Raw genomic sequence first — 19,273 nt, 5'->3', positions numbered from 1 at the left:
AATGTCGGATCGTGATCCCGACCCATCGTTTTTTCCCTTGCCAGGCAGCACTTTCTGAATTTCGCGGGTCAACAGGCAGCCTTTTGACCCAGGCAGCGGCGCACGCCAGGCCGCTCAACCAGTCTCGCCGAGCCCGGTTTCTGCGGTGACGAGTCTGATTTCACAATTTTTCAGGTGGTTTTATGGACAGCATCAACAGCCGCATCGCCGAGGAACTCGGCGTACGCCCACAACAGGTCGAAGCGGCCGTCGCGCTACTGGATGAGGGCTCCACGGTGCCCTTTATCGCCCGTTACCGCAAAGAAGTGACCGGCAGCCTCGATGACACTCAATTGCGTCATCTGGAAGAGCGCCTGCGCTACTTGCGAGAACTCGACGAGCGGCGCGTCAGCATCCTGGCCAGCATTCAGGAACAGGGCAAGCTGACCCCGCAACTTGAGCGTGACATCAAGCTGGCCGACACCAAGACCCGTCTCGAAGACCTGTACCTGCCCTACAAGCAAAAACGCCGCACCAAGGGCCAGATCGCCCTGGAGGCCGGCCTCGGCGAGCTGGCCGACGGCCTGTTCAACGACCCGACCCTGTCCCCGGAAACCGAAGCCGCGCGTTTCGTCGATGCCGAAAAAGGTGTGGCGGACGTGAAAGCCGCGCTGGAAGGTGCCAAGTACATCCTTATGGAACGCTTCGCCGAAGACGCCAACCTGCTGGAAAAACTGCGCAATTACCTCAAGCAGGAGGCTACCCTCAGCGCCCGCGTGATCGCCGGCAAGGAAGAGGAAGGCGCCAAGTTCCGCGACTACTTCGAGCACGACGAACCGCTCAAGAGCATGCCGTCCCACCGCGCCCTGGCAATTTTCCGCGGCCGCAACGAAGGCATTCTCAGCTCCGCGCTGAAGGTGGGCGATGAGTTGCCCGGCACCATGCACCCGTGCGAAGGCATGATCGGCCAGCAGTTCGGCATCCAGAACCAGAACCGCGCCGCCGACAAATGGCTGGCCGAAGTGGTGCGCTGGACCTGGAAGGTCAAGCTCTACACCCACCTGGAAACCGATCTGCTGGGCGAGCTGCGCGACAACGCTGAGACAGAAGCGATCAACGTCTTCGCTCACAACCTGCACGACCTGCTGCTGGCCGCACCGGCCGGGCCGCGCGCCACCCTGGGCCTGGACCCGGGCCTGCGTACCGGTTGCAAAGTGGCCGTGGTGGACTCCACCGGCAAGCTGCTGGACCATGCCACGGTCTACCCCCATGTGCCGCATAACAAGTGGGACCAGACCCTCGCCGTGCTCGCCGCGCTATGCGCCAAGCATTCGGTGGACCTGATCGCCATCGGCAACGGCACCGCCAGCCGGGAGACCGACAAACTGGCCGCCGAACTGATCAAGAAATACCCGACCATGAAGATGACCAAGGTCATGGTTTCCGAGGCCGGCGCTTCGGTTTATTCGGCGTCGGAACTGGCCTCCAAGGAGTTCCCGGACCTGGACGTGTCGATTCGCGGGGCGGTGTCCATCGCCCGTCGCCTGCAGGACCCGCTGGCGGAACTGGTGAAGATCGATCCGAAATCCATCGGTGTCGGCCAGTACCAGCACGACGTTTCCCAGTTGAAACTGGCCCGGGGCCTGGACGCCGTCGTGGAGGATTGCGTGAACGCCGTGGGCGTGGATGTGAACACCGCTTCGGTAGCGCTGCTGGCGCGCATCTCGGGCCTCAACGCCACGCTGGCGCAGAACATCGTCACCCACCGCGACGAACACGGTGCGTTCAAGACCCGCGCCGCATTGAAGAAAGTCCCGCGCCTGGGTGAAAAAACCTTCGAACAGGCCGCCGGCTTCCTGCGGGTCATGAACGGCGACAACCCGCTGGATTCGTCGGCTGTCCACCCTGAGGCCTATCCGCTGGTGCAACGCATCGCCGCCCAGACCGACCGCGACATCCGTTCGCTGATCGGTGACGCCGCGTTTCTCAAGCGCCTGGACCCGAAAAAATTCACCGACGAAACCTTCGGCCTGCCCACCGTGACCGACATTCTTCAGGAACTGGAGAAACCCGGCCGCGACCCACGCCCCGAGTTCAAGACCGCCGAGTTCCAGGACGGCGTCGAAGACCTCAAGGACCTGCAGCCGGGCATGATCCTCGAAGGCGTGGTGACCAATGTCACCAATTTCGGTGCCTTCGTCGACATCGGCGTGCATCAGGATGGTCTGGTGCACATCTCCGCGCTGTCGGAGAAATTCATCAAAGATCCGCGCGAAGCGGTGAAGGCCGGTGATGTGGTGAAAGTGAAAGTCATGGAAGTCGACATCCCGCGCAAACGCGTCGGTCTGTCGATGCGCATGAGTGACACACCGGGCGAGAAAGTCGACGGTGCCCGCGGCGCTCGTCCGGGCTCGACACCGCGCCAGTCGCAGAACACCGAGCCGCGCAAGGAAACCGCCACTGCGGCCCCGGCGAACAACGCCATGGCCTCGCTGTTCGCCAACGCCAAGCAGTTGAAGAAACGCTGATGGACGCGCCAGCCGGGTTGGTGGAAAGCGCGTTTTTCAAGCTGCTCGGCTGCCGTCTGCACAGCCTGGGGGACGGGGTGGCGCAAGTCGCCCTGAGCCTTGAGCCACCGCTACGCAACCGTGGCGGCAAGCTGCACGGCGGCGCGCTGTTCAGCCTGGTGGACATCGCCATGGGCCTGGCTTGTTCCAGTGTCCACGGTTTTGACCAGCAGAGTGCGACCATCGAATGCAAGATCAACTACATCCGCGCCGTCTCCGACGGTGAGGTGCTCTGCACGGCCCGGGTCATCCACCCGGGTCGGCGCACGCTGGTGGTTGAGGCCGAGGTGATGCAAGGCGACAAACTGGTCGCAAAAGCACAAGGCACGTTCGCAGTCCTATAGCTCCCTGTCATCGATTTGGGTTAATTTCGGCGCTGCGAATGCGGCATCGATATCCCCTGTGGGAGCGAGCCTGCTCGCGATAGCGGTGGAGCAGTCAATGTAAAGTTGACCGACATACCGCTATCGCGAGCAGGCTCGCTCCCACAGAGGGGCCGCGACGAATTGTCTTTGGCCACACAAAAACCAGGCGAAAACGCCAGTTTTAACTTCACCCTTGTAGACCGTCGTGACCACCCCCATATTGGGGCGACTGACGCGTGAAGGAATTCAACTTGAGCGACCTTTTAAACCGCCGCCTGGCTCTGCTCGGCGAGCGCGCCAACCTCTCCCTGCTCGAGCAGTGCCTGCACGGCATCGAACGTGAATGCCTGCGCGTCACGGACACAGGGCATCTGGCGCAGACCCCGCACCCCGAGGCCCTGGGCTCGGCGCTGACCAACGAGCAGATCACCACCGACTATTCCGAGTCGCTGCTGGAGTTCATCACCCCGGCCCAGGCTGACGTGGCCGATACCTTGCGCAGCCTCGACAAGATCCACCGGTTTGCCTACAGCAAACTCGGCAACGAGTACCTGTGGAGCCCTTCGATGCCGTGCCCGCTGCCAGCGGAGGAGGACATCCCGATCGCGTATTACGGCACCTCGAACATCGGTCGGCTCAAGTATGTCTACCGCCAGGGTCTGGCCCTGCGCTATGGCAAGACCATGCAATGCATCGCCGGGATCCACTACAACTTTTCCCTGCCGGAAAAACTCTGGCCGCTGCTGCGTCAGGCCGAAGCCGTTGAAGCGAGCGATCGTGATTTCCAGTCATCGGCCTACATCGCGCTGATCCGTAATTTCCGTCGCTACAGCTGGTTGCTGATGTACCTGTTCGGTGCCTCGCCGGCTCTGGATGCCGGCTTTCTGCGCGGCCGTCCGCACCAGTTGGAACAATTGGATCCGGACACCTTGTACCTGCCGTACGCCACCAGCCTGCGCATGAGCGACCTGGGTTACCAAAGCAACGCCCAGGCCGGCCTGACCCCCTGCTACAACGACCTGGCAAGCTATACCGACAGCCTGCGCAAGGCGGTGGCGACACCGTACGCGCCCTACGTCGAAGTCGGCACGCATAAGAATGGTGAGTGGGTGCAGCTCAACACCAATATTTTGCAGATCGAAAACGAGTACTACTCCAACATCCGCCCAAAACGCGTGACCTATACCGGCGAGCGCCCGATCCAGGCGTTGATGGCTCGAGGCATCCAGTACGTCGAAGTCCGTTGCCTGGACATCAACCCCTTCCTGCCGATGGGCATCGACCTCACCGAATCGCGCTTCCTCGATGCGTTCCTGCTGTATTGCGGTCTGAACGACAGTCCGCTCCTGGAAAACAACGAATGCAGCAATGCGACGAACAACTTCCTGACCGTGGTCAAGGAAGGCCGTCGGCCAGGTTTGCAATTGCAACGCCAAGGGCAATCGGTGGACATGCAAGCCTGGGCTATCGAGCTTCTGGAGAAGATCGCGCCATTGGCCTCGCTGCTCGACGAGAGCCAGGGGGGCGACGCCCACCGCCAGGCACTGGACGCGCAATTGGCGAAGGTGCGGGACCCGTCACTGACCCCCTCCGCCCAAGTGCTGGCGGCCATGGCAGAACACCAGGAAAGTTTCGCCCAGTTCTCCCTGCGCCAGAGCAAGGCCCACGCCGAATTCTTCCGCGCCGAGCCGTTGCCTGCCCAGGAACAGAGCGCATTCGAAGAAAACGCTCGTCAATCCCTGGCTCAGCAAGCCGAGCTTGAGCAGAACGAAGTGGGGGATTTCGATGTGTTTGTAGGGGCGTACCAGGCGAGCATCCTGGCGATCAGTAACTAGGCACACCTCGCCGACGAGCGAACACCTGTGGGAGGGAGCAAGCTCCCTCCCACAGGGTTTTGTGTACAGCCGGCCATTTCTGGCGGATCGGCTGATTGGCTCAAGTCACTACTCCGCCGACGAAGGCTTCTCCCACAGATTGATCCCGCCCTCCTGGGCAAACCGGTCGATCTGCGCCAGTTCTTCAGCGCTAAAACTCAGGTTCTTCAACGCCCCGACGTTCTCGATAATCTGCTCCGGCCGACTGGCGCCGATCAGCGCAGAGGTTACCCGTGCGTCGCGCAGGGTCCAGGCCAGGGCCATTTGCGCCAGGCTTTGCCCGCGACGCTGGGCAATTTCATTGAGGGCGCGTACATGGGCGATGTTCTCCTGCGACAGGTGCGAAGCCTGCAACGAACCACCACCCGGGCGATTGACCCGCGCATCGGCCGGAATGCCTTTGAGGTACTTGTCGGTCAGCAGGCCCTGGGCCAACGGCGTAAAGGCAATCACACCCGTGCCCAGTTCATCGGTGGCGTCCAGCAGGTCCTTTTCCACCCAGCGATTAAGCAGGTTGTAGGCCGGTTGATGGATCAGCAGTGGGACCTTCCACTCTTTGAGTAGCGCAGCCATTTCCCGAGTCTTCACCCCGGAATACGAAGAGATGCCAATGTACAACGCCTTGCCCTGCTGCACAGCCGTGGCCAGCGCGCTAGCGGTTTCTTCCAGCGGGGTGTCGGGGTCGAAGCGGTGGGAATAGAAGATATCCACATAGTCCAGGCCCAGGCGTTGCAGGCTCTGGTCCAGACTGGCCAACACGTACTTGCGCGAACCACCACCCTGGCCGTAAGGACCCGGCCACATGTCCCAACCGGCCTTGCTGGAGATGATCAACTCATCGCGATACTGCTTGAAGTCTTCGCGCAGCAACCGACCAAAATTGATCTCGGCGCTGCCGTAGGGCGGGCCGTAGTTGTTGGCCAGGTCGAAGTGATTGATACCCAGATCAAACGCCGTACGCAGCAGCGAACGCTGCGTGTCGATCGGCGTGCTGTCGCCGAAGTTGTGCCACAACCCCAACGACAGCGCCGGCAGCACCAGCCCGCTGCGACCGACACGGCGGTAAGGAATGGACTCGTAGCGGTTTTCGGCAGCGGTGTAGGTCATCGAAAGGCTCTCTGTTCGGGTGGCTGGTACAAGGGGCAAGCTAACACCTCACAGACGCATTCGTCAGGCCGAAAGTTCGCATATCAGGTGTGGGGGCTGGCTGCCGGCGCAGGTGATCTGCCGCAGATTGGCCACGCATCGGCCAATCAACGAGGCGTCATGCAGCGCGGGTATTGTTTGTAATTACTGAACAGTCAAGGCAGCCGTCGGGCATTTATCGCTGAGGGTAAACATGTGAATCTGGCGTCATCCACTTCAAAAGGAGCCCTCCTATGCCCTCTCCAACCGCCAAAGTTGCCATCGTAACCGGCGCTTCCCGCGGCATCGGTGCCGAAATCGCCAAGCAATTGGCCCTCGATGGCTTTGCCGTCGCCATTAACTACGCCAACAGCGCCGCCGAAGCGTCGAAGCTGGTGGTGCAATTGCGCCAGGCCGGTCACCAAGCCATAGCGATCAAGGCAGATGTGTCCTCTGCCGTCGACGTCCGGCGGATGTTCGATGAAACCGAAGCGCAACTGGGCAAGGTGGATGTGCTGATCAATAACGCGGGTACCCTGCAAGTGATGCCCTTGGCCCAGCACAGTGACGAGTTGTTCGACCAGACGTTCGCCATCAACACCCGCGGCACCTTCAACACCCTGCGCGAAGCCGCAACCCGTTTGAACGACGGTGGCCGGATCGTGAATTTTTCCAGCAGCACCGTTGGCCTGAACCTGCCCGGTTATTCGGTGTACATCGCCAGCAAGGCCGCCGTCGAGTCACTGACACAGGTGTTTGCCAAGGAACTGCGCGACCGCCAGATCACGGTCAACGCCGTGGCGCCCGGCCCGGTTGCTACCGAACTGTTCCTGCATGGCAAGAGCGAAGAACAGATCCAGAACTTCGCCAAAATGCCGCCCCTGGAACGCCTCGGCCAGCCGGAGGACATCGCCAGCATCATATCCTTCCTGGTCAGCCCGGCCGCCGGCTGGGTGAACGGGCAAATCCTGCGAGCCAACGGCGGCCTGGTCTGAGGTTTCGCCTGATCAGCGCACCAGGTGCAGGAACTGCATGTGCCGCTCGTATTGGTCGAGGATGTCGTTGATGACCTGCTCCTTGGTATAACCCACCAGATCGTAGTCCTGGCTGCCTTCGCTCAGGTGCACTTCGGCGCGGTAGTAACGGCGGTTGTTGAGTTCCTTGGAGCCCATGCCGCCGCGGGCGAAGGACGGCGTGAAGTAGCCGCGCATCTGCACCTGGTAGATGAACGGATGCTGCTCGCCGTGGCCGATTTCCAGGCTGACGCTGTCGTTGGCCGGGTCTGGCTGGGTCACCACTGTCAGACCTTTCTCGGCGAACACCGCCTTCACCTCTTCGATGGCCGGGCGCACCGTGGTGTCGAGAAAACGGTACACCTCATCGCGGGACGGGAAATGCACCGCCTGACTCAAGCGCTGTCGCCAGCCGCCCGTACCCCGTCGAGAAGCCGACACCGGCGCCAGCGAATGCAACTGCGCAATCTGCTTCTGGGACTCGAGGTAAAACGCCTTGTGCAGGCCCCACATCATCAGCAGCAGAATCAGCGAGAACGGCAAGGACGTCAGCACCACTGCCGACTTCAAGGCATCGATGCTGCCGGAGAACAGCAATGCGCTGGTCACCAGGGCAGTCATCGCCCCCCAGAACACCCGCAGCCATTTGGGCCCGTCTTCATCGGGGTTGCCGCCCTTGGCCGACAACGTGGAAAGCACCACGGTGCCGGAGTCGGCTGACGTGACGAAGAACACAAAACTGATAAACACGGTGACCGCGATGACGGTCTTGCTCCATGGATAGGTTTCCAGCAGCAAATAAAGGCTCATCGACGGGTTTTCCAGGGCCGACATACCCAGGGCACTCATGCCGTGGTTCAGCACTTGGTCAATGGCGCTGTTACCGAAGATCGACATCCACGCCAGGGTGAAGCCAAGGGGAATCAGCAGCACGCCAAACACGAACTCACGGATAGTGCGCCCACGGGAAATGCGCGCAATGAACAACCCCACGAACGGCGACCACGCAATCCACCAGGCCCAGTAGAACACCGTCCAGCCGCCCAGCCAGTCGCTGGGCTCGTCGTAGGCATACACGTCAAAACTCTTCATCGGCAGGGCGCCGAGATAATCGCCGATGTTCTGGATCAACGTGTTGAGCAAATGTTGGGTAGGTCCGGCAAACAGCACGAACAGCAGCAATGCGCAGGCCAGCAGCATGTTGATGTCGGACATGACCCGCACGCCTTTATCGACACCGGCCACCGCCACAATGATTGCCGCGCCCATCATCAGCACGATCAGGCCGACCTGAATCCACTGGGTATGGGCGATGCCGAACAGGTAATCGAGCCCGGAATTGAGATGCAGCACCCCAAACCCCATGTCCGCGCCGAGGCCGAACACGGTCGCGATGATGCCGAAGCCGTCCACCGCGTAGCCGATGGGACCGTTAATACGTTTACCGATCAGCGGGTACAGCGCTGAACGCAGGGCCAGCGGCAAATTGTGCCGGTAGGCAAAGTACGCCAGGGCCATGCCGACGAAAGCAAACACGCCCCAGCCGTGCAGGCCCCAGTGCAGAAACAGGATCTGCATGGCCTGGCGCGCGGCATCTGCGGTACCGGCCTCGCCTTGCGGTGGCTGAACCAGATGGGTCAGCGGTTCGGAGACACAGAAAAAAAACAGCGTGATGCTGATACCGGCAGCGAACAGCATGCCAGCCCAGGACAGGTAACTGAATTCGGGCTCGTCGTGGTCGGCACCGAGCTTGATCTTGCCGTAGCCGGACAAGGCGGTGACCACCACGAAGACCAGATACAGGGTCATCGCCAACATGTAATACCAGCCGACCGTATTGGCCGCCCAGTTCTGCGCCGCCAGCAGCCAGGCACCCGCCTGCTCCGGCACGGCGATGACCACCAGGCCGAACAGCAGAATGAAGGTCGCGGCAAAGTAAAAAACCGGCGGATTCATGCGGACCAGGCCGCTGGGTGGAAGGGACGAGGCACTCATGAGCGATGTACCCCGGAAAGCGGAATCGTGAAAATCGAAAACGGACTCGGCAAAGGCAAGCCTCCTGTTGTGAGCGGGCAGCAAACCGACGGTTTAACTTGAATGAACGTTCAAGTTAAACATGAATAGGTAGCTAAGGACTAATCGCACGGCTGGATGGCATGTTTCCTACGCTAGCCTACGGGAGGGTATGACGTTGCCTGGAGAGCATTCGTTCAGTGTTCAACAGACATAACACAGCCCCTGTGGGAGCGAGCCTGCTCGCGATCGCGGTGTGTCAGCGAATGGATGTACCCACTGAACCACCGCCATCGCGAGCAAGCTCGCTGCCACAGGTTTTCGCTGCTCACCTCTCATGCGTCCCCATTTACGCCCCGGCAAAGGATTGGCGGTTGCCCATCAATATCGGCGTGCCTATAGTCCATGGATTTCCTGCAACCAGTACGACCCCATGATCAAACAACAGCTGGCGCGCTTTAACCGTCTCGACCTGCTCGGTCATCCAACTCCCCTGGAAAAACTCGACCGTCTTTCCTCCTGGCTCGGTCGCGATATCTATATCAAGCGCGATGACCTGACGCCTCTAGCGCTGGGCGGCAACAAGCTGCGCAAGCTCGAATACCTGGCCGCCGACGCCCTGGCTCAAGGTGCCGACACCCTCATCACCGCCGGGGCGATCCAGTCCAATCATGTGCGCCAGACCGCCGCGCTGGCGGCAAAGCTGGGCCTGGGCTGTGTGGCCCTGTTGGAAAATCCCATAGGCACCGAAGACAGCAACTACCTGAGCAACGGCAACCGGCTGCTGCTGGAGCTGTTCGACGCCAAGGTCGAATTGGTAGAAAACCTGGATAACGCCGACGAGCAGTTGCAAGCCCTCGCCGCACGCCTGCGCAGCAATGGGAAGAAGCCCTATCTGGTACCGATTGGCGGTTCAAACGCTCTGGGTGCGCTGGGGTATGTACGCGCCGGGCTTGAGCTGGCCGAGCAAATCAAGGACACCGGCCTGAATTTCGCTGCCGTGGTGCTGGCTTCGGGCAGCGCCGGGACGCACAGCGGCCTGACGCTGGCGCTCAGTGAAACGCTGGGGCAACTTCCCGTGATTGGCATAACGGTGTCTCGCAGCGAAGAAGACCAGCGCCCCAAGGTCCAGGGCTTGGCCGAACGCACCGCCCAGTTGCTCGATGTATCGCTTCCAGAGGCCTTCAAGGTGAACCTGTGGGATGAATACTTCGCCCCCCGCTACGGCGAACCCAATGCCGGTACGCTGGCGGCAGTCAAATTGCTGGCTGGCCTGGAGGGCCTGTTGCTGGACCCGGTCTACACCGGCAAGGCGATGGCCGGCCTGCTCGATGGGGTGGGTCGCGACCGCTTCGACGAGGGCCCGATCATCTTCCTGCATACCGGCGGCGCACCGGCGTTGTTTGCGTATAACGCGGCGTTCCAGGCGTAGTGAAGTTCTCAATGTGGGAGCGAGCCTGCTCGCGATAGCGCCGTGTCAGCCAAAACAACATTGACTGGTTATCGCGAGCAGGCTCGCTCTCACAGGGGACTTTTTTCATTCCATACTCGAATATTTGAATGATTTAATATTATTTTCCAATCTATAAACACCACCCTATAGTCTCGCCACAGGCGCATTTGCCGCGAGACGCCCAGGCTGCTTTAAGGCAGGATGTGGCAATCTTTTCGGATCGCGGCTACGCCTTATCTCAGCCAAAATAACCTCTTCATAAGAAAACACAGGGGCTTGTCATGAATTTTTCCGCATTACGTCGCAACCTGTTGGTGGGTTCGCTGGGCCTGGCATTGAGCGCCGGCCTGCTGGGCCAGGCCGTTGCCGGTGAGCAGCTGCAAAAGATCAAGGACGCGGGCGTGATCAACGTCGGCCTGGAAGGCACTTACCCACCGTTCAGTTTCGTGGACGCCGACGGCAAGCTGGCCGGTTTCGAAGTGGAGTTTTCCGAAGCCCTGGCCAAGGAGCTGGGCGTGAAGGTCAAACTGCAACCGACCAAATGGGACGGCATTCTCGCAGCGCTGGAATCCAAGCGCCTGGACGCGGTGATCAACCAGGTCACCATCTCCGAGGAGCGCAAGAAGAAGTATGACTTCTCCCAGCCCTACACTGTTTCCGGCATCCAGGCGCTGGTTCTGACCAAGAACAAAGACGCCATCAAGACCGCCGATGACCTGGCCGGCAAGAAAGTCGGCGTTGGCTTGGGCACCAACTATGAGCAATGGCTCAAGGAAAACCAGCCAAAGGCTATTATCCGCACCTACGACGATGACCCAACCAAATACCAGGACCTGCGTGTAGGCCGCATCGACGCCATTCTGGTAGACCGGCTGGCTGCTCTGGAGCTGACCGCCAAGGCCAAGGACACCGCTGTAGCCGGCGAGCCGTTCTCCCGCCAGGAAGCCGGTATCGCCCTGCGCAAAGGCGAGCCTGAGCTGCTGGACGCAATCAACAAGGCCATCGACAAACTGCGGGCCGACGGCACCCTGGCGAAAATTTCGCAGAAGTACTTCAACGCTGACGTCACCCAATAATGGAAGAGGCTTTTCAACTCGCGCTGGACTCCGCGCCCTTTTTGCTCAAGGGCGCGTATTACACGGTCATCCTCAGTTTGGGCGGCATGTTCTTCGGCTTGCTGCTGGGCTTCGGCCTGGCATTGATGCGCCTGTCGCGCTTCAAACTGGTGAGCTGGATCGCCCGCATCTACGTATCGTTTTTTCGCGGCACGCCGCTGCTGGTGCAGTTGTTCGTGATCTATTACGGGCTGCCCCAACTGGGCATCGAGCTGGATCCATTGCCGGCGGCGCTGATCGGCTTCTCGCTGAACATGGCGGCCTATGCGTGTGAAATCCTGCGGGCCGCCATCAGCTCCATCGAGCGCGGCCAGTGGGAAGCCGCGGCCAGTATCGGCATGACCCGCGCCCAGACCCTGCGCCGGGCCATCCTGCCGCAAGCGGCGCGAACGGCCTTGCCTCCTCTGGGCAATAGCTTCATTTCCCTGGTCAAGGACACCGCACTGGCGGCGACCATCCAGGTGCCGGAGCTGTTCCGTCAGGCGCAGTTGATCACTGCCCGCACTTTCGAAATCTTCACCATGTACCTTGCCGCCGCGCTGATCTACTGGATTCTGGCCAGCGTGCTGGCGCACCTGCAGAACGTCCTGGAAGCCCGGGTCAATCGGCATGACCAGGAGTCCTGACCCATGATTGTCGTGGAAAAACTGACAAAGCAGTTCAAGGGTCAAGTGGTGCTCAATGGCATCGACCTGAAGATCGAAGAAGGCGAAGTGGTGGCGATCATCGGCCCCAGCGGTTCGGGCAAGACCACCTTCCTGCGCTGCCTGAACTTCCTCGAAGAACCCAGCAGTGGCCGGATCAAGGTCGGCGACATCGAAATCGATGGCAGTCGCCCGCTGAACCAGCAACAGAACCTGGTACGTCGTTTGCGCCAGCAAGTGGGTTTTGTGTTCCAGAACTTCAATCTGTTCCCCCATCGCACCGCGCTGGAGAACGTCATCGAAGGCCCACTGGTGGTGAAGAAGATCCCCCGTGCCGACGCTGAGGTTTTAGGCCGTAAACTGCTGGCCAAGGTCGGGCTGGCGGGCAAGGAGGACGCCTACCCGCGGCGTCTTTCCGGTGGCCAGCAACAGCGCGTGGCGATTGCCAGGGCGCTGGCGATGGAGCCCGAGGTGATTCTGTTCGACGAACCAACCTCGGCCCTGGACCCGGAGCTGGTGGGCGAGGTGCTGGCGACGATTCGTGGCCTGGCCGAAGAAAAGCGCACCATGGTCATTGTGACTCACGAAATGGGCTTCGCCCGGGACGTAGCGAACCGCGTGGTGTTTTTCGACAAAGGTGTGATCGTCGAGCAAGGCGAAGCCAAGGCCTTGTTTGCAGCCCCCCGGGAGGAACGCACTCGACAGTTCCTCAGCAAGTTCCTCTCGGCCGGACACGGCGACCAGTAAGTTATTGATATTGTCCCACTTCCAAGGATGGAAGTGGAACAACTAACAGCCCAGCGTAACAAACTGAAACTTCCAGTTGACTTAACACAGCCACCCCGTTGACGTGCGGTATATACATATCTCCGGCAACACTTCTCTTTGGGCTACGCTATTTATCCGACTTCCTGCCGCACCTCCCTTCCAAACCAATGAACCCGAGGAAAATGGCGCACAACGCAACGTATTCTTAACTTCGATGCGTAGGACATTTCTGAAGCCTTATACAATTAATTATTAAGCAAGTTCCGCTATTGACACTGAAACTGCTGAACCCTTATCTAGTGACCCACAGGCGATGCGAACTATTTTAGTTCTGCGCGATGAACCGCAGACAGGGTCCATGCTGCGCAATAAAAATATATCGCGATGATTAAGCGCTTTTGATCTTCCCGAAACGGACTTCGTTTTAAAGCATCAAGGAGAACACCATGACATGTACGTCGAATATTCCTGAACTGGCTGCGCCTACCCTGGTCAACGCTCTGCGTACCCGCATCAACATCACCAGCGCTGCGCACCTGCAAGTGGCAATTGCCCCTTACCCCGGCATGGACGCGGGCGATCTGATCGAGCTGTTCTGGGACAACTGCTACGTCGGCTCCCGCCTGTTGTCCCAGGCCGACGTGCAAACTAGCGTTACGTTGCGAGTACCCGAGAGCTTCGTTGTAAACGGGACCTCGCGCATCCATTACCGCGTGATGCAAGTAGGGCGCGGCCCGGCGCTGTCAGCAACGCAACGGGTGCAGGTCAAGCTGGACTGTCCCGGTGGCCAACCGTCGGCCCTGAGCGGTGATGAAAACCAGGGCCTGGCGCCAGTGCGGATTCCTGATGCGATTCGCCGCAACGGCGTGAACCCGAGTCAGGTCAAACGCGGTGTACCACTGACCATAGAGCCCTATCTGAACATGGCTGCTGACGATGCGATTACCTTGCGCTGGGGCGACGTGCGCATGGACCTGCCCCGCATCAAGCCCTGCGAGGTTGGGCAGCCGATCAACATCTGGGTACCGCCGCAGATCATTCTGGAGGCGGGGGAAGACCTGCGCCTGGAAGTGACCTACTGCATCCTCGACCGCGTGGGCAACAACTCCCAGTGGGCGCCGCCACGAACGTTAAAGATCGGTTGCGCCAATCCCTACCTGAGCACTTCTCCGAAAGAGGCGCTCATGGCCGCCGAAACGCGCCGCCGAACATGAATACTCTGAGCAAGCTGTTGTGGCGAGGGGATTTATCTCCGCTGGGCTGCGAAGCAGCCCCCACTATGCAATCGCGGTGCAGCAGGTTGCTGTGTTGACTGCTTTGGGGCTGCTGCGCAGCCCAACGGGGATAAATCCCCTCGCCACAACATCGCTCGGCACAAAGCCCTCTATTGTTATTCCTAAAAGTTAGTTCAAAAATAAATTACACACGTTTAGGGTATATAAACCGGACCACCGGACATTCTTGATTTTCGCTCGCCGCATTCATCGCGGCGTTTCTTGAGATGTGAGGTGGGTATGGAACGGAACACAATCACCCCAGCGCAGTATGCCAGGGCACTGCCTGCAGCCACGGAGTGGCTGTAATGTCGGATTTGGCGCAAGCAAAGATCCAGAGCGATCTGGACATCGCACCGCAGCTGTTGCCCGCACAGGTGTTGCGCAACGATGCCGAGGCCATCAAAGCCGCCCATGAACTGGCGCAGGTCGCCCGTCAGCAGGCCGCGCGTCGTGACCAGCAACGCAAGCTACCCTGGGCAGAAATCGAGCAATTCACCCGTAGCGGACTGGGCAGCATCGCCATTCCCCGGGCATACGGCGGCCCGCAGGTTTCTTTCGTCACCCTGGCCGAGGTGTTCGCGATCATTTCCGCCGCTGACCCGGCCCTCGGGCAGATCCCGCAAAACCAATTCGGCGTACTCCAACTGATTCTCGGCACCGGCACCGAACGGCAGAAAAAAATCCTGCTGCAGAGCGTGCTCGAAGGCTGGCGCATCGGCAACGCAGGGCCGGAACGTGGCACTCGCAATACCCTTGAACTCAAGGCCCGGATCACCGCTGACGGTGACGGGTTTGTCATCAATGGTCAGAAGTTCTATTCCACCGGCGCGCTGTTTGCCCACTGGGTCGCGGTCAAGGCGCTGAATGACGAGGGTCGGCAGGTGCTGGCGTTCGTGCGGCGCGGCACCCCGGGCCTGCGGATCGTCGACGACTGGTCAGGGTTCGGCCAGCGCACCACGGCCAGCGGCACCGTGTTGCTGAACAATGTGCGAGTGGATGCCGACTTGGTGCTGGAGAACTGGCGCATCAACGAAACGCCAAGCGTGCAAGGCGCGATTTCCCAACTGATCCAGGCCGCCATCGATGCGGGCATCGCCCGTGGCGCCATCGACGATGCCATCGCCTTCGTCCGAGAACGAGCCCGGCCCTGGATCGATGCCAAGGTCGACCGGGCCAGTGACGACCTCTATGTGATCGCCGACATCGGCAAGCTGAAAATCGAACTGCACGCCGCCGAAGCGTTGTTGCGCAAGGCCGGACAAGTGCTGGACCAGGTCAGCGCCGCGCCCATCACCGCGCAATCGGCTGCCCGCGCCTCGATTGCCGTGGCCGAGGCCAAGGTGCTCACCACCGAGATCGCCCTGCAAGCCAGCGAAAAACTGTTCGAACTGGCCGGCAGCCGCGCCACCCTCGCCGAATTCAATCTCGACCGCCACTGGCGCAACGCACGGGTCCATACCCTGCACGACCCGGTGCGCTGGAAGTATCACGCGGTAGGCGCCTACCACCTGAACGGCACCTTGCCGGCCCGGCATTCCTGGATCTGACGACCCGACCTCTGGAGCAGTACATGACGTTTTCTCAACACGTCGCGGTGATCACCAGCGATGAACAAGCCCTGATCGTGGCCAGCGACCTGGCCGATGACTTCAAGCGCGACAGCGCCCTGCGCGACCGTGAGCGCCGCTTGCCGTACCCGGAACTGGAGGCCTTCTCCCGCTCTGGCCTGTGGGGCATCAGCGTGCCCAAGGCCTATGGCGGCGCCGGTGTGTCCAACGTCACCCTGGCCAAAGTCATCGCGCTGATTGCTCAGGCCGACGGCTCGCTGGGGCAGATTCCGCAAAATCATTTCTACGCCCTGGAAGTGCTACGGGTAAACGGCAGCCAAGCGCAAAAACAACGCCTGTATGCCGAAGTCCTGGCCGGCCAACGTTTTGGCAATGCATTGGCGGAGCTCGGCACCAAGACCGCCCACGACCGCATCACGCAACTGCGCCGCGACGGTGAGGGCTACCGCATCAGCGGTCGCAAGTTCTACGCCACGGGGGCGATCTACGCCCAGCGCATCCCCACGTCGGTGGTGGATGAAAACGGCGTGCAACAACTGGCATTCGTCCCGCGCAACAGCCGAGGCCTGACGGTGATCGACGACTGGAGCGGTTTCGGCCAGCGCACCACCGGCAGTGGATCGGTGGTGTTCGAGGACGTTTATGTCACCGCCGAAGACGTCGTGCCCTTCCATAGCGCCTTCGAACGCCCGACGCCGGTGGGGCCACTGGCGCAGATTCTTCACGCCGCCATCGACACCGGCATCGCTCGCGCCGCCTATGAGGACGCCCTGCATTTTGTCCGCAGCAAAACCCGGCCTTGGATCGACGCCACCAGCGACGTCGCCACCGAAGACCCGCACACCCTCAAGAGTTTCGGCCAACTGAGCATCCGCCTGCACGCCGCCGAAGCCCTGCTGGAACGTGCCGGTGAGTTTCTCGACCGGGCCCAGGCCGACACCCAGGCCGACACGGTCGCCGCCGCCTCGATTGCCGTAGCCGAAGCCCGCGCCATCAGCACCGAGATTTCCCTGGCCGCCGGCAGCACCCTGTTCGAATTGGCCGGCAGCCAGGCGACCCTGGCCGAACATGGCCTCGACCGCCACTGGCGCAACGCCCGGGTGCACACCCTGCATGACCCGGTGCGCTGGAAATACCACGCGGTGGGCAACTTCTACCTCAACGATGAAAAACCGCCGCTGCGGGGGACTATCTGATGGCGGCCGACAGGAAAAAGATCCTGCTCAACGCGTTCAACATGAACTGCATCGGGCACATCAACCATGGTTTGTGGGCTCATCCCCAGGACACCTCGACCCAGTACAACACGATTGAATACTGGACCGCCCTGGCGCAGTTGCTCGAGCGTGGATTGTTCGACGGGCTGTTCATCGCCGACATCGTCGGGGTCTACGACGTGTACCAACAGTCGGTGGACGTCACGCTCAAGGAGTCGATCCAACTGCCGGTCAACGACCCGTTGCTGCTGATCTCGGCGATGGCCGCCGTGACGAAAAACCTCGGCTTCGGGCTCACCGCCAACCTGACCTACGAACCACCCTACCTGTTTGCCCGACGCATGAGCACCCTCGACCATCTGAGTCGCGGCCGGGTCGGCTGGAACATCGTCACCGGCTATCTGGACAGCGCCGCCAAAGCCATGGGGCTTACTGCGCAGGTCGAGCATGACCGCCGCTACGACCAGGCCGATGAATACCTGCAAGTGCTCTACAAATTGTGGGAAGGCAGTTGGGAAAACGACGCGGTGCTCAACGACCGCGAGCAGCGGATCTATGCCCGGCCGGAGAAAGTGCACAAGGTTCGGCACCAGGGCGAGTTCTACCAGGTCGAGGGCTATCACCTCTGCGAACCCTCGCCCCAGCGCACGCCGGTGCTGTTCCAGGCCGGTAGTTCCGAGCGCGGCCTGCTGTTTGCCGGGCGGCATGCCGAGTGCGTGTTCATCAGCGGCCAGAACAAACCCGCGACCAAGGCCCAGGTGGACAAGGTTCGCGCCAGCGCCGCCCGGGCCGGACGAAACCCCGGGGACATCAAAGTGTTCATGGGCCTTAACGTGATCGTCGGCGAGACCGAAGCGGCCGCCTGGGCCAAGCATGCCGAGTACCTGAGCTACGCCAGCGCCGAAGCCGGGGTGGCGCATTTTTCCGCCTCGACAGGAATCGATTTTTCCGCGTACGAACTGGACGAACCGATCCAGTACGTGAAGAGCAACGCCATCCAGTCTGCCACCAAGATCCTGCAGAACAACGACTGGACCCGGCGCAAATTGCTGGACCAACACGCCCTGGGCGGTCGCTACATCACCCTGATCGGCTCGCCCGAACAGGTGGCCGATGAACTGGAGGCGTGGATCGCCGAAACCGGCCTCGACGGCTTCAACCTGACCCGCATCGTCACGCCGCAAAGCTACGTGGACTTCATCGACCTGGTGATCCCCGAGTTGCAGCGACGCGGTTCGTACAAGACCGAATACGACAACGGCACCCTGCGCGAAAAGCTGTTTCACGCAGAGGCCCATTTGCCCGAACGACACACCGGTTCGACCTACCGACACTGACCTTGTGGGAGCAAAGCTTGCTCGCGATGCAGACACCTCGGTTTTTGAGCGACCGCATCAACTTCATCGCGGGCAAGCCTTGCTCCCACAGAGCTCTGTTCGCCACAAAAAATATGCACCGCCCATTAATGACTGGAATATCCGACATGACCAAGCAACTCCTGACCCTGCCAGTCAAAGCACTGGCCCTGGCCCTCGGCCTGTTCAGCTCGACGCTGTTTGCCGCCGACGCACCGTTGAAGATCGGCACCACAGCCGCATTTGCCATTCCCCTGGAAGCCGCCGTAGAAGAAGCCGGCAAGCAAGGCTTGAAGGTCGAGTTGGTGGAGTTCAGCGACTGGATCGCGCCCAACGTCAGCCTGGCCTCCGGTGATATCGACGTGAATTACTTCCAGCACATTCCGTTCCTGGAAAATGCCAAGGCCGCCGCCGGGTTCGACCTGGTGCCCTTTGCGCCGGGGATCATCAACAACGTCGGGCTCTATTCGAAAAAATACAAAAGCTTCGACGAGCTGCCCGAAGGCGCGAGCGTCGCCATTGCCAACGACCCGATCAACAGCGGTCGCGGCCTGCAACTGCTGGCCAAAGCCGGGCTGATCACCCTCAAGCCGGGAGTGGGTTACAAGGCCACCGAAGACGATATCGTCGCCAACCCGAAAAAAATCAAAATCCTGCAAGTCGAAGCCGTGCAACTGGTGCGCGCCTATGACGACGCCGACTTGGTACAGGGCTATCCCGCCTACATCCGCTTGGCGAAGACCTTCGACGCCACGTCTGCCTTGCTGTTCGACGGCCTCGATCACAAGGAGTACGTCATCCAGTTCGTGATCCAACCCAAGAGCAAAACCGACCCAAGGCTGATCAAATTCGTCGACATCTATCAGCACTCACCTGTCGTGCGCGCTGCCCTGGACAAGGCCCATGGCAAGCTCTACCAGGCCGGATGGGAAGGCTGACC

15 protein-coding genes are annotated in these 19,273 nt (G+C 60.7%); 13 read left to right on the top strand and 2 right to left on the bottom strand.

What is annotated here, in order from left to right:
- Positions 1 to 182: 182 nt before the first annotated feature.
- From BW979_RS04505 to gshA, 3 genes are all read left to right on the top strand, one after another.
- Entirely contained in the window at positions 183 to 2,507 is a 2,325-nt protein-coding gene (locus BW979_RS04505; protein ID WP_076383276.1) for a Tex family protein, read from the top strand.
- Entirely contained in the window at positions 2,507 to 2,890 is a 384-nt protein-coding gene (locus tag BW979_RS04500) for a PaaI family thioesterase (protein ID WP_047226840.1), read from the top strand. Before BW979_RS04505 ends, BW979_RS04500 begins: the two co-directional genes overlap by 1 nt.
- 272 nt (positions 2,891 to 3,162) lie before the next feature.
- Positions 3,163 to 4,746, top strand: a complete 1,584-nt coding sequence (gshA, locus tag BW979_RS04495; RefSeq protein ID WP_047226839.1) for a glutamate--cysteine ligase — start codon at positions 3,163 to 3,165, stop codon at positions 4,744 to 4,746.
- A 108-nt stretch (positions 4,747 to 4,854) separates the two neighbouring features.
- On the opposite strand, the gene mgrA is transcribed toward gshA, so the two are convergent.
- Entirely contained in the window at positions 4,855 to 5,892 is a 1,038-nt protein-coding gene (gene mgrA / locus BW979_RS04490) for an L-glyceraldehyde 3-phosphate reductase (protein ID WP_047226838.1), read from the bottom strand.
- Positions 5,893 to 6,164: 272 nt separating this feature from the next.
- Here mgrA and BW979_RS04485 point away from each other — a divergent pair, with 272 nt between their 5' ends.
- Positions 6,165 to 6,905, top strand: a complete 741-nt coding sequence (locus BW979_RS04485) for an SDR family oxidoreductase (RefSeq protein ID WP_076383275.1) — start codon at positions 6,165 to 6,167, stop codon at positions 6,903 to 6,905.
- Between the two features lie 12 nt (positions 6,906 to 6,917).
- On the opposite strand, the gene betT is transcribed toward BW979_RS04485, so the two are convergent.
- Positions 6,918 to 8,879, bottom strand: a complete 1,962-nt coding sequence (gene betT / locus BW979_RS04480) for a choline transporter BetT (protein WP_171061300.1) — start codon at positions 8,877 to 8,879, stop codon at positions 6,918 to 6,920.
- Between the two features lie 490 nt (positions 8,880 to 9,369).
- Between betT and BW979_RS04475 the strand changes: the two genes are divergently transcribed.
- The 9 genes from BW979_RS04475 to BW979_RS04435 all read left to right on the top strand — a co-directional run bounded on the left by BW979_RS04475 (position 9,370) and on the right by BW979_RS04435 (position 19,271).
- Complete coding sequence (locus tag BW979_RS04475; RefSeq protein WP_076383274.1) at positions 9,370 to 10,368, top strand: D-cysteine desulfhydrase; 999 nt, start codon at positions 9,370 to 9,372, stop codon at positions 10,366 to 10,368.
- A 302-nt stretch (positions 10,369 to 10,670) separates the two neighbouring features.
- Positions 10,671 to 11,465, top strand: a complete 795-nt coding sequence (gene tcyJ / locus BW979_RS04470) for a cystine ABC transporter substrate-binding protein (protein ID WP_047226834.1) — start codon at positions 10,671 to 10,673, stop codon at positions 11,463 to 11,465.
- Positions 11,465 to 12,130, top strand: coding sequence for a cystine ABC transporter permease (gene tcyL, locus BW979_RS04465; protein ID WP_047226833.1), 666 nt, complete (start codon positions 11,465 to 11,467; stop codon positions 12,128 to 12,130). Before tcyJ ends, tcyL begins: the two co-directional genes overlap by 1 nt.
- A gap of 3 nt (positions 12,131 to 12,133) precedes the next feature.
- Positions 12,134 to 12,895 (top strand): L-cystine ABC transporter ATP-binding protein TcyN, encoded by a 762-nt coding sequence (tcyN, locus tag BW979_RS04460; protein ID WP_076383273.1) that lies wholly within the window; start codon positions 12,134 to 12,136, stop codon positions 12,893 to 12,895.
- A 467-nt stretch (positions 12,896 to 13,362) separates the two neighbouring features.
- Positions 13,363 to 14,130, top strand: coding sequence for a hypothetical protein (locus tag BW979_RS04455; protein ID WP_076383272.1), 768 nt, complete (start codon positions 13,363 to 13,365; stop codon positions 14,128 to 14,130).
- Positions 14,131 to 14,498: 368 nt separating this feature from the next.
- On the top strand, positions 14,499 to 15,740 hold the full coding sequence (locus BW979_RS04450; protein ID WP_047226830.1) for an SfnB family sulfur acquisition oxidoreductase: 1,242 nt from the start codon (positions 14,499 to 14,501) through the stop codon (positions 15,738 to 15,740).
- 23 nt (positions 15,741 to 15,763) lie between these two features.
- Entirely contained in the window at positions 15,764 to 16,957 is a 1,194-nt protein-coding gene (locus tag BW979_RS04445) for an SfnB family sulfur acquisition oxidoreductase (RefSeq protein WP_076383271.1), read from the top strand.
- Positions 16,957 to 18,315 carry an LLM class flavin-dependent oxidoreductase gene (locus BW979_RS04440; RefSeq protein WP_076383270.1) on the top strand — a complete coding sequence of 453 codons (1,359 nt, stop codon included), beginning with the start codon at positions 16,957 to 16,959 and terminating at the stop codon, positions 18,313 to 18,315. Before BW979_RS04445 ends, BW979_RS04440 begins: the two co-directional genes overlap by 1 nt.
- Before the next feature lie 146 nt (positions 18,316 to 18,461).
- Positions 18,462 to 19,271, top strand: a complete 810-nt coding sequence (locus BW979_RS04435) for a MetQ/NlpA family ABC transporter substrate-binding protein (RefSeq protein WP_047226827.1) — start codon at positions 18,462 to 18,464, stop codon at positions 19,269 to 19,271.
- The last annotated feature ends 2 nt before the right edge of the window (positions 19,272 to 19,273 follow it).

This window comes from Pseudomonas sp. A214 (genome assembly GCF_900156295.1).
GTDB lineage: Bacteria > Pseudomonadota > Gammaproteobacteria > Pseudomonadales > Pseudomonadaceae > Aquipseudomonas > Aquipseudomonas rhizophila.
Note: the sequence above shows the minus strand (reverse complement) of the source record. Positions and strands in the feature narration are given on the sequence as shown.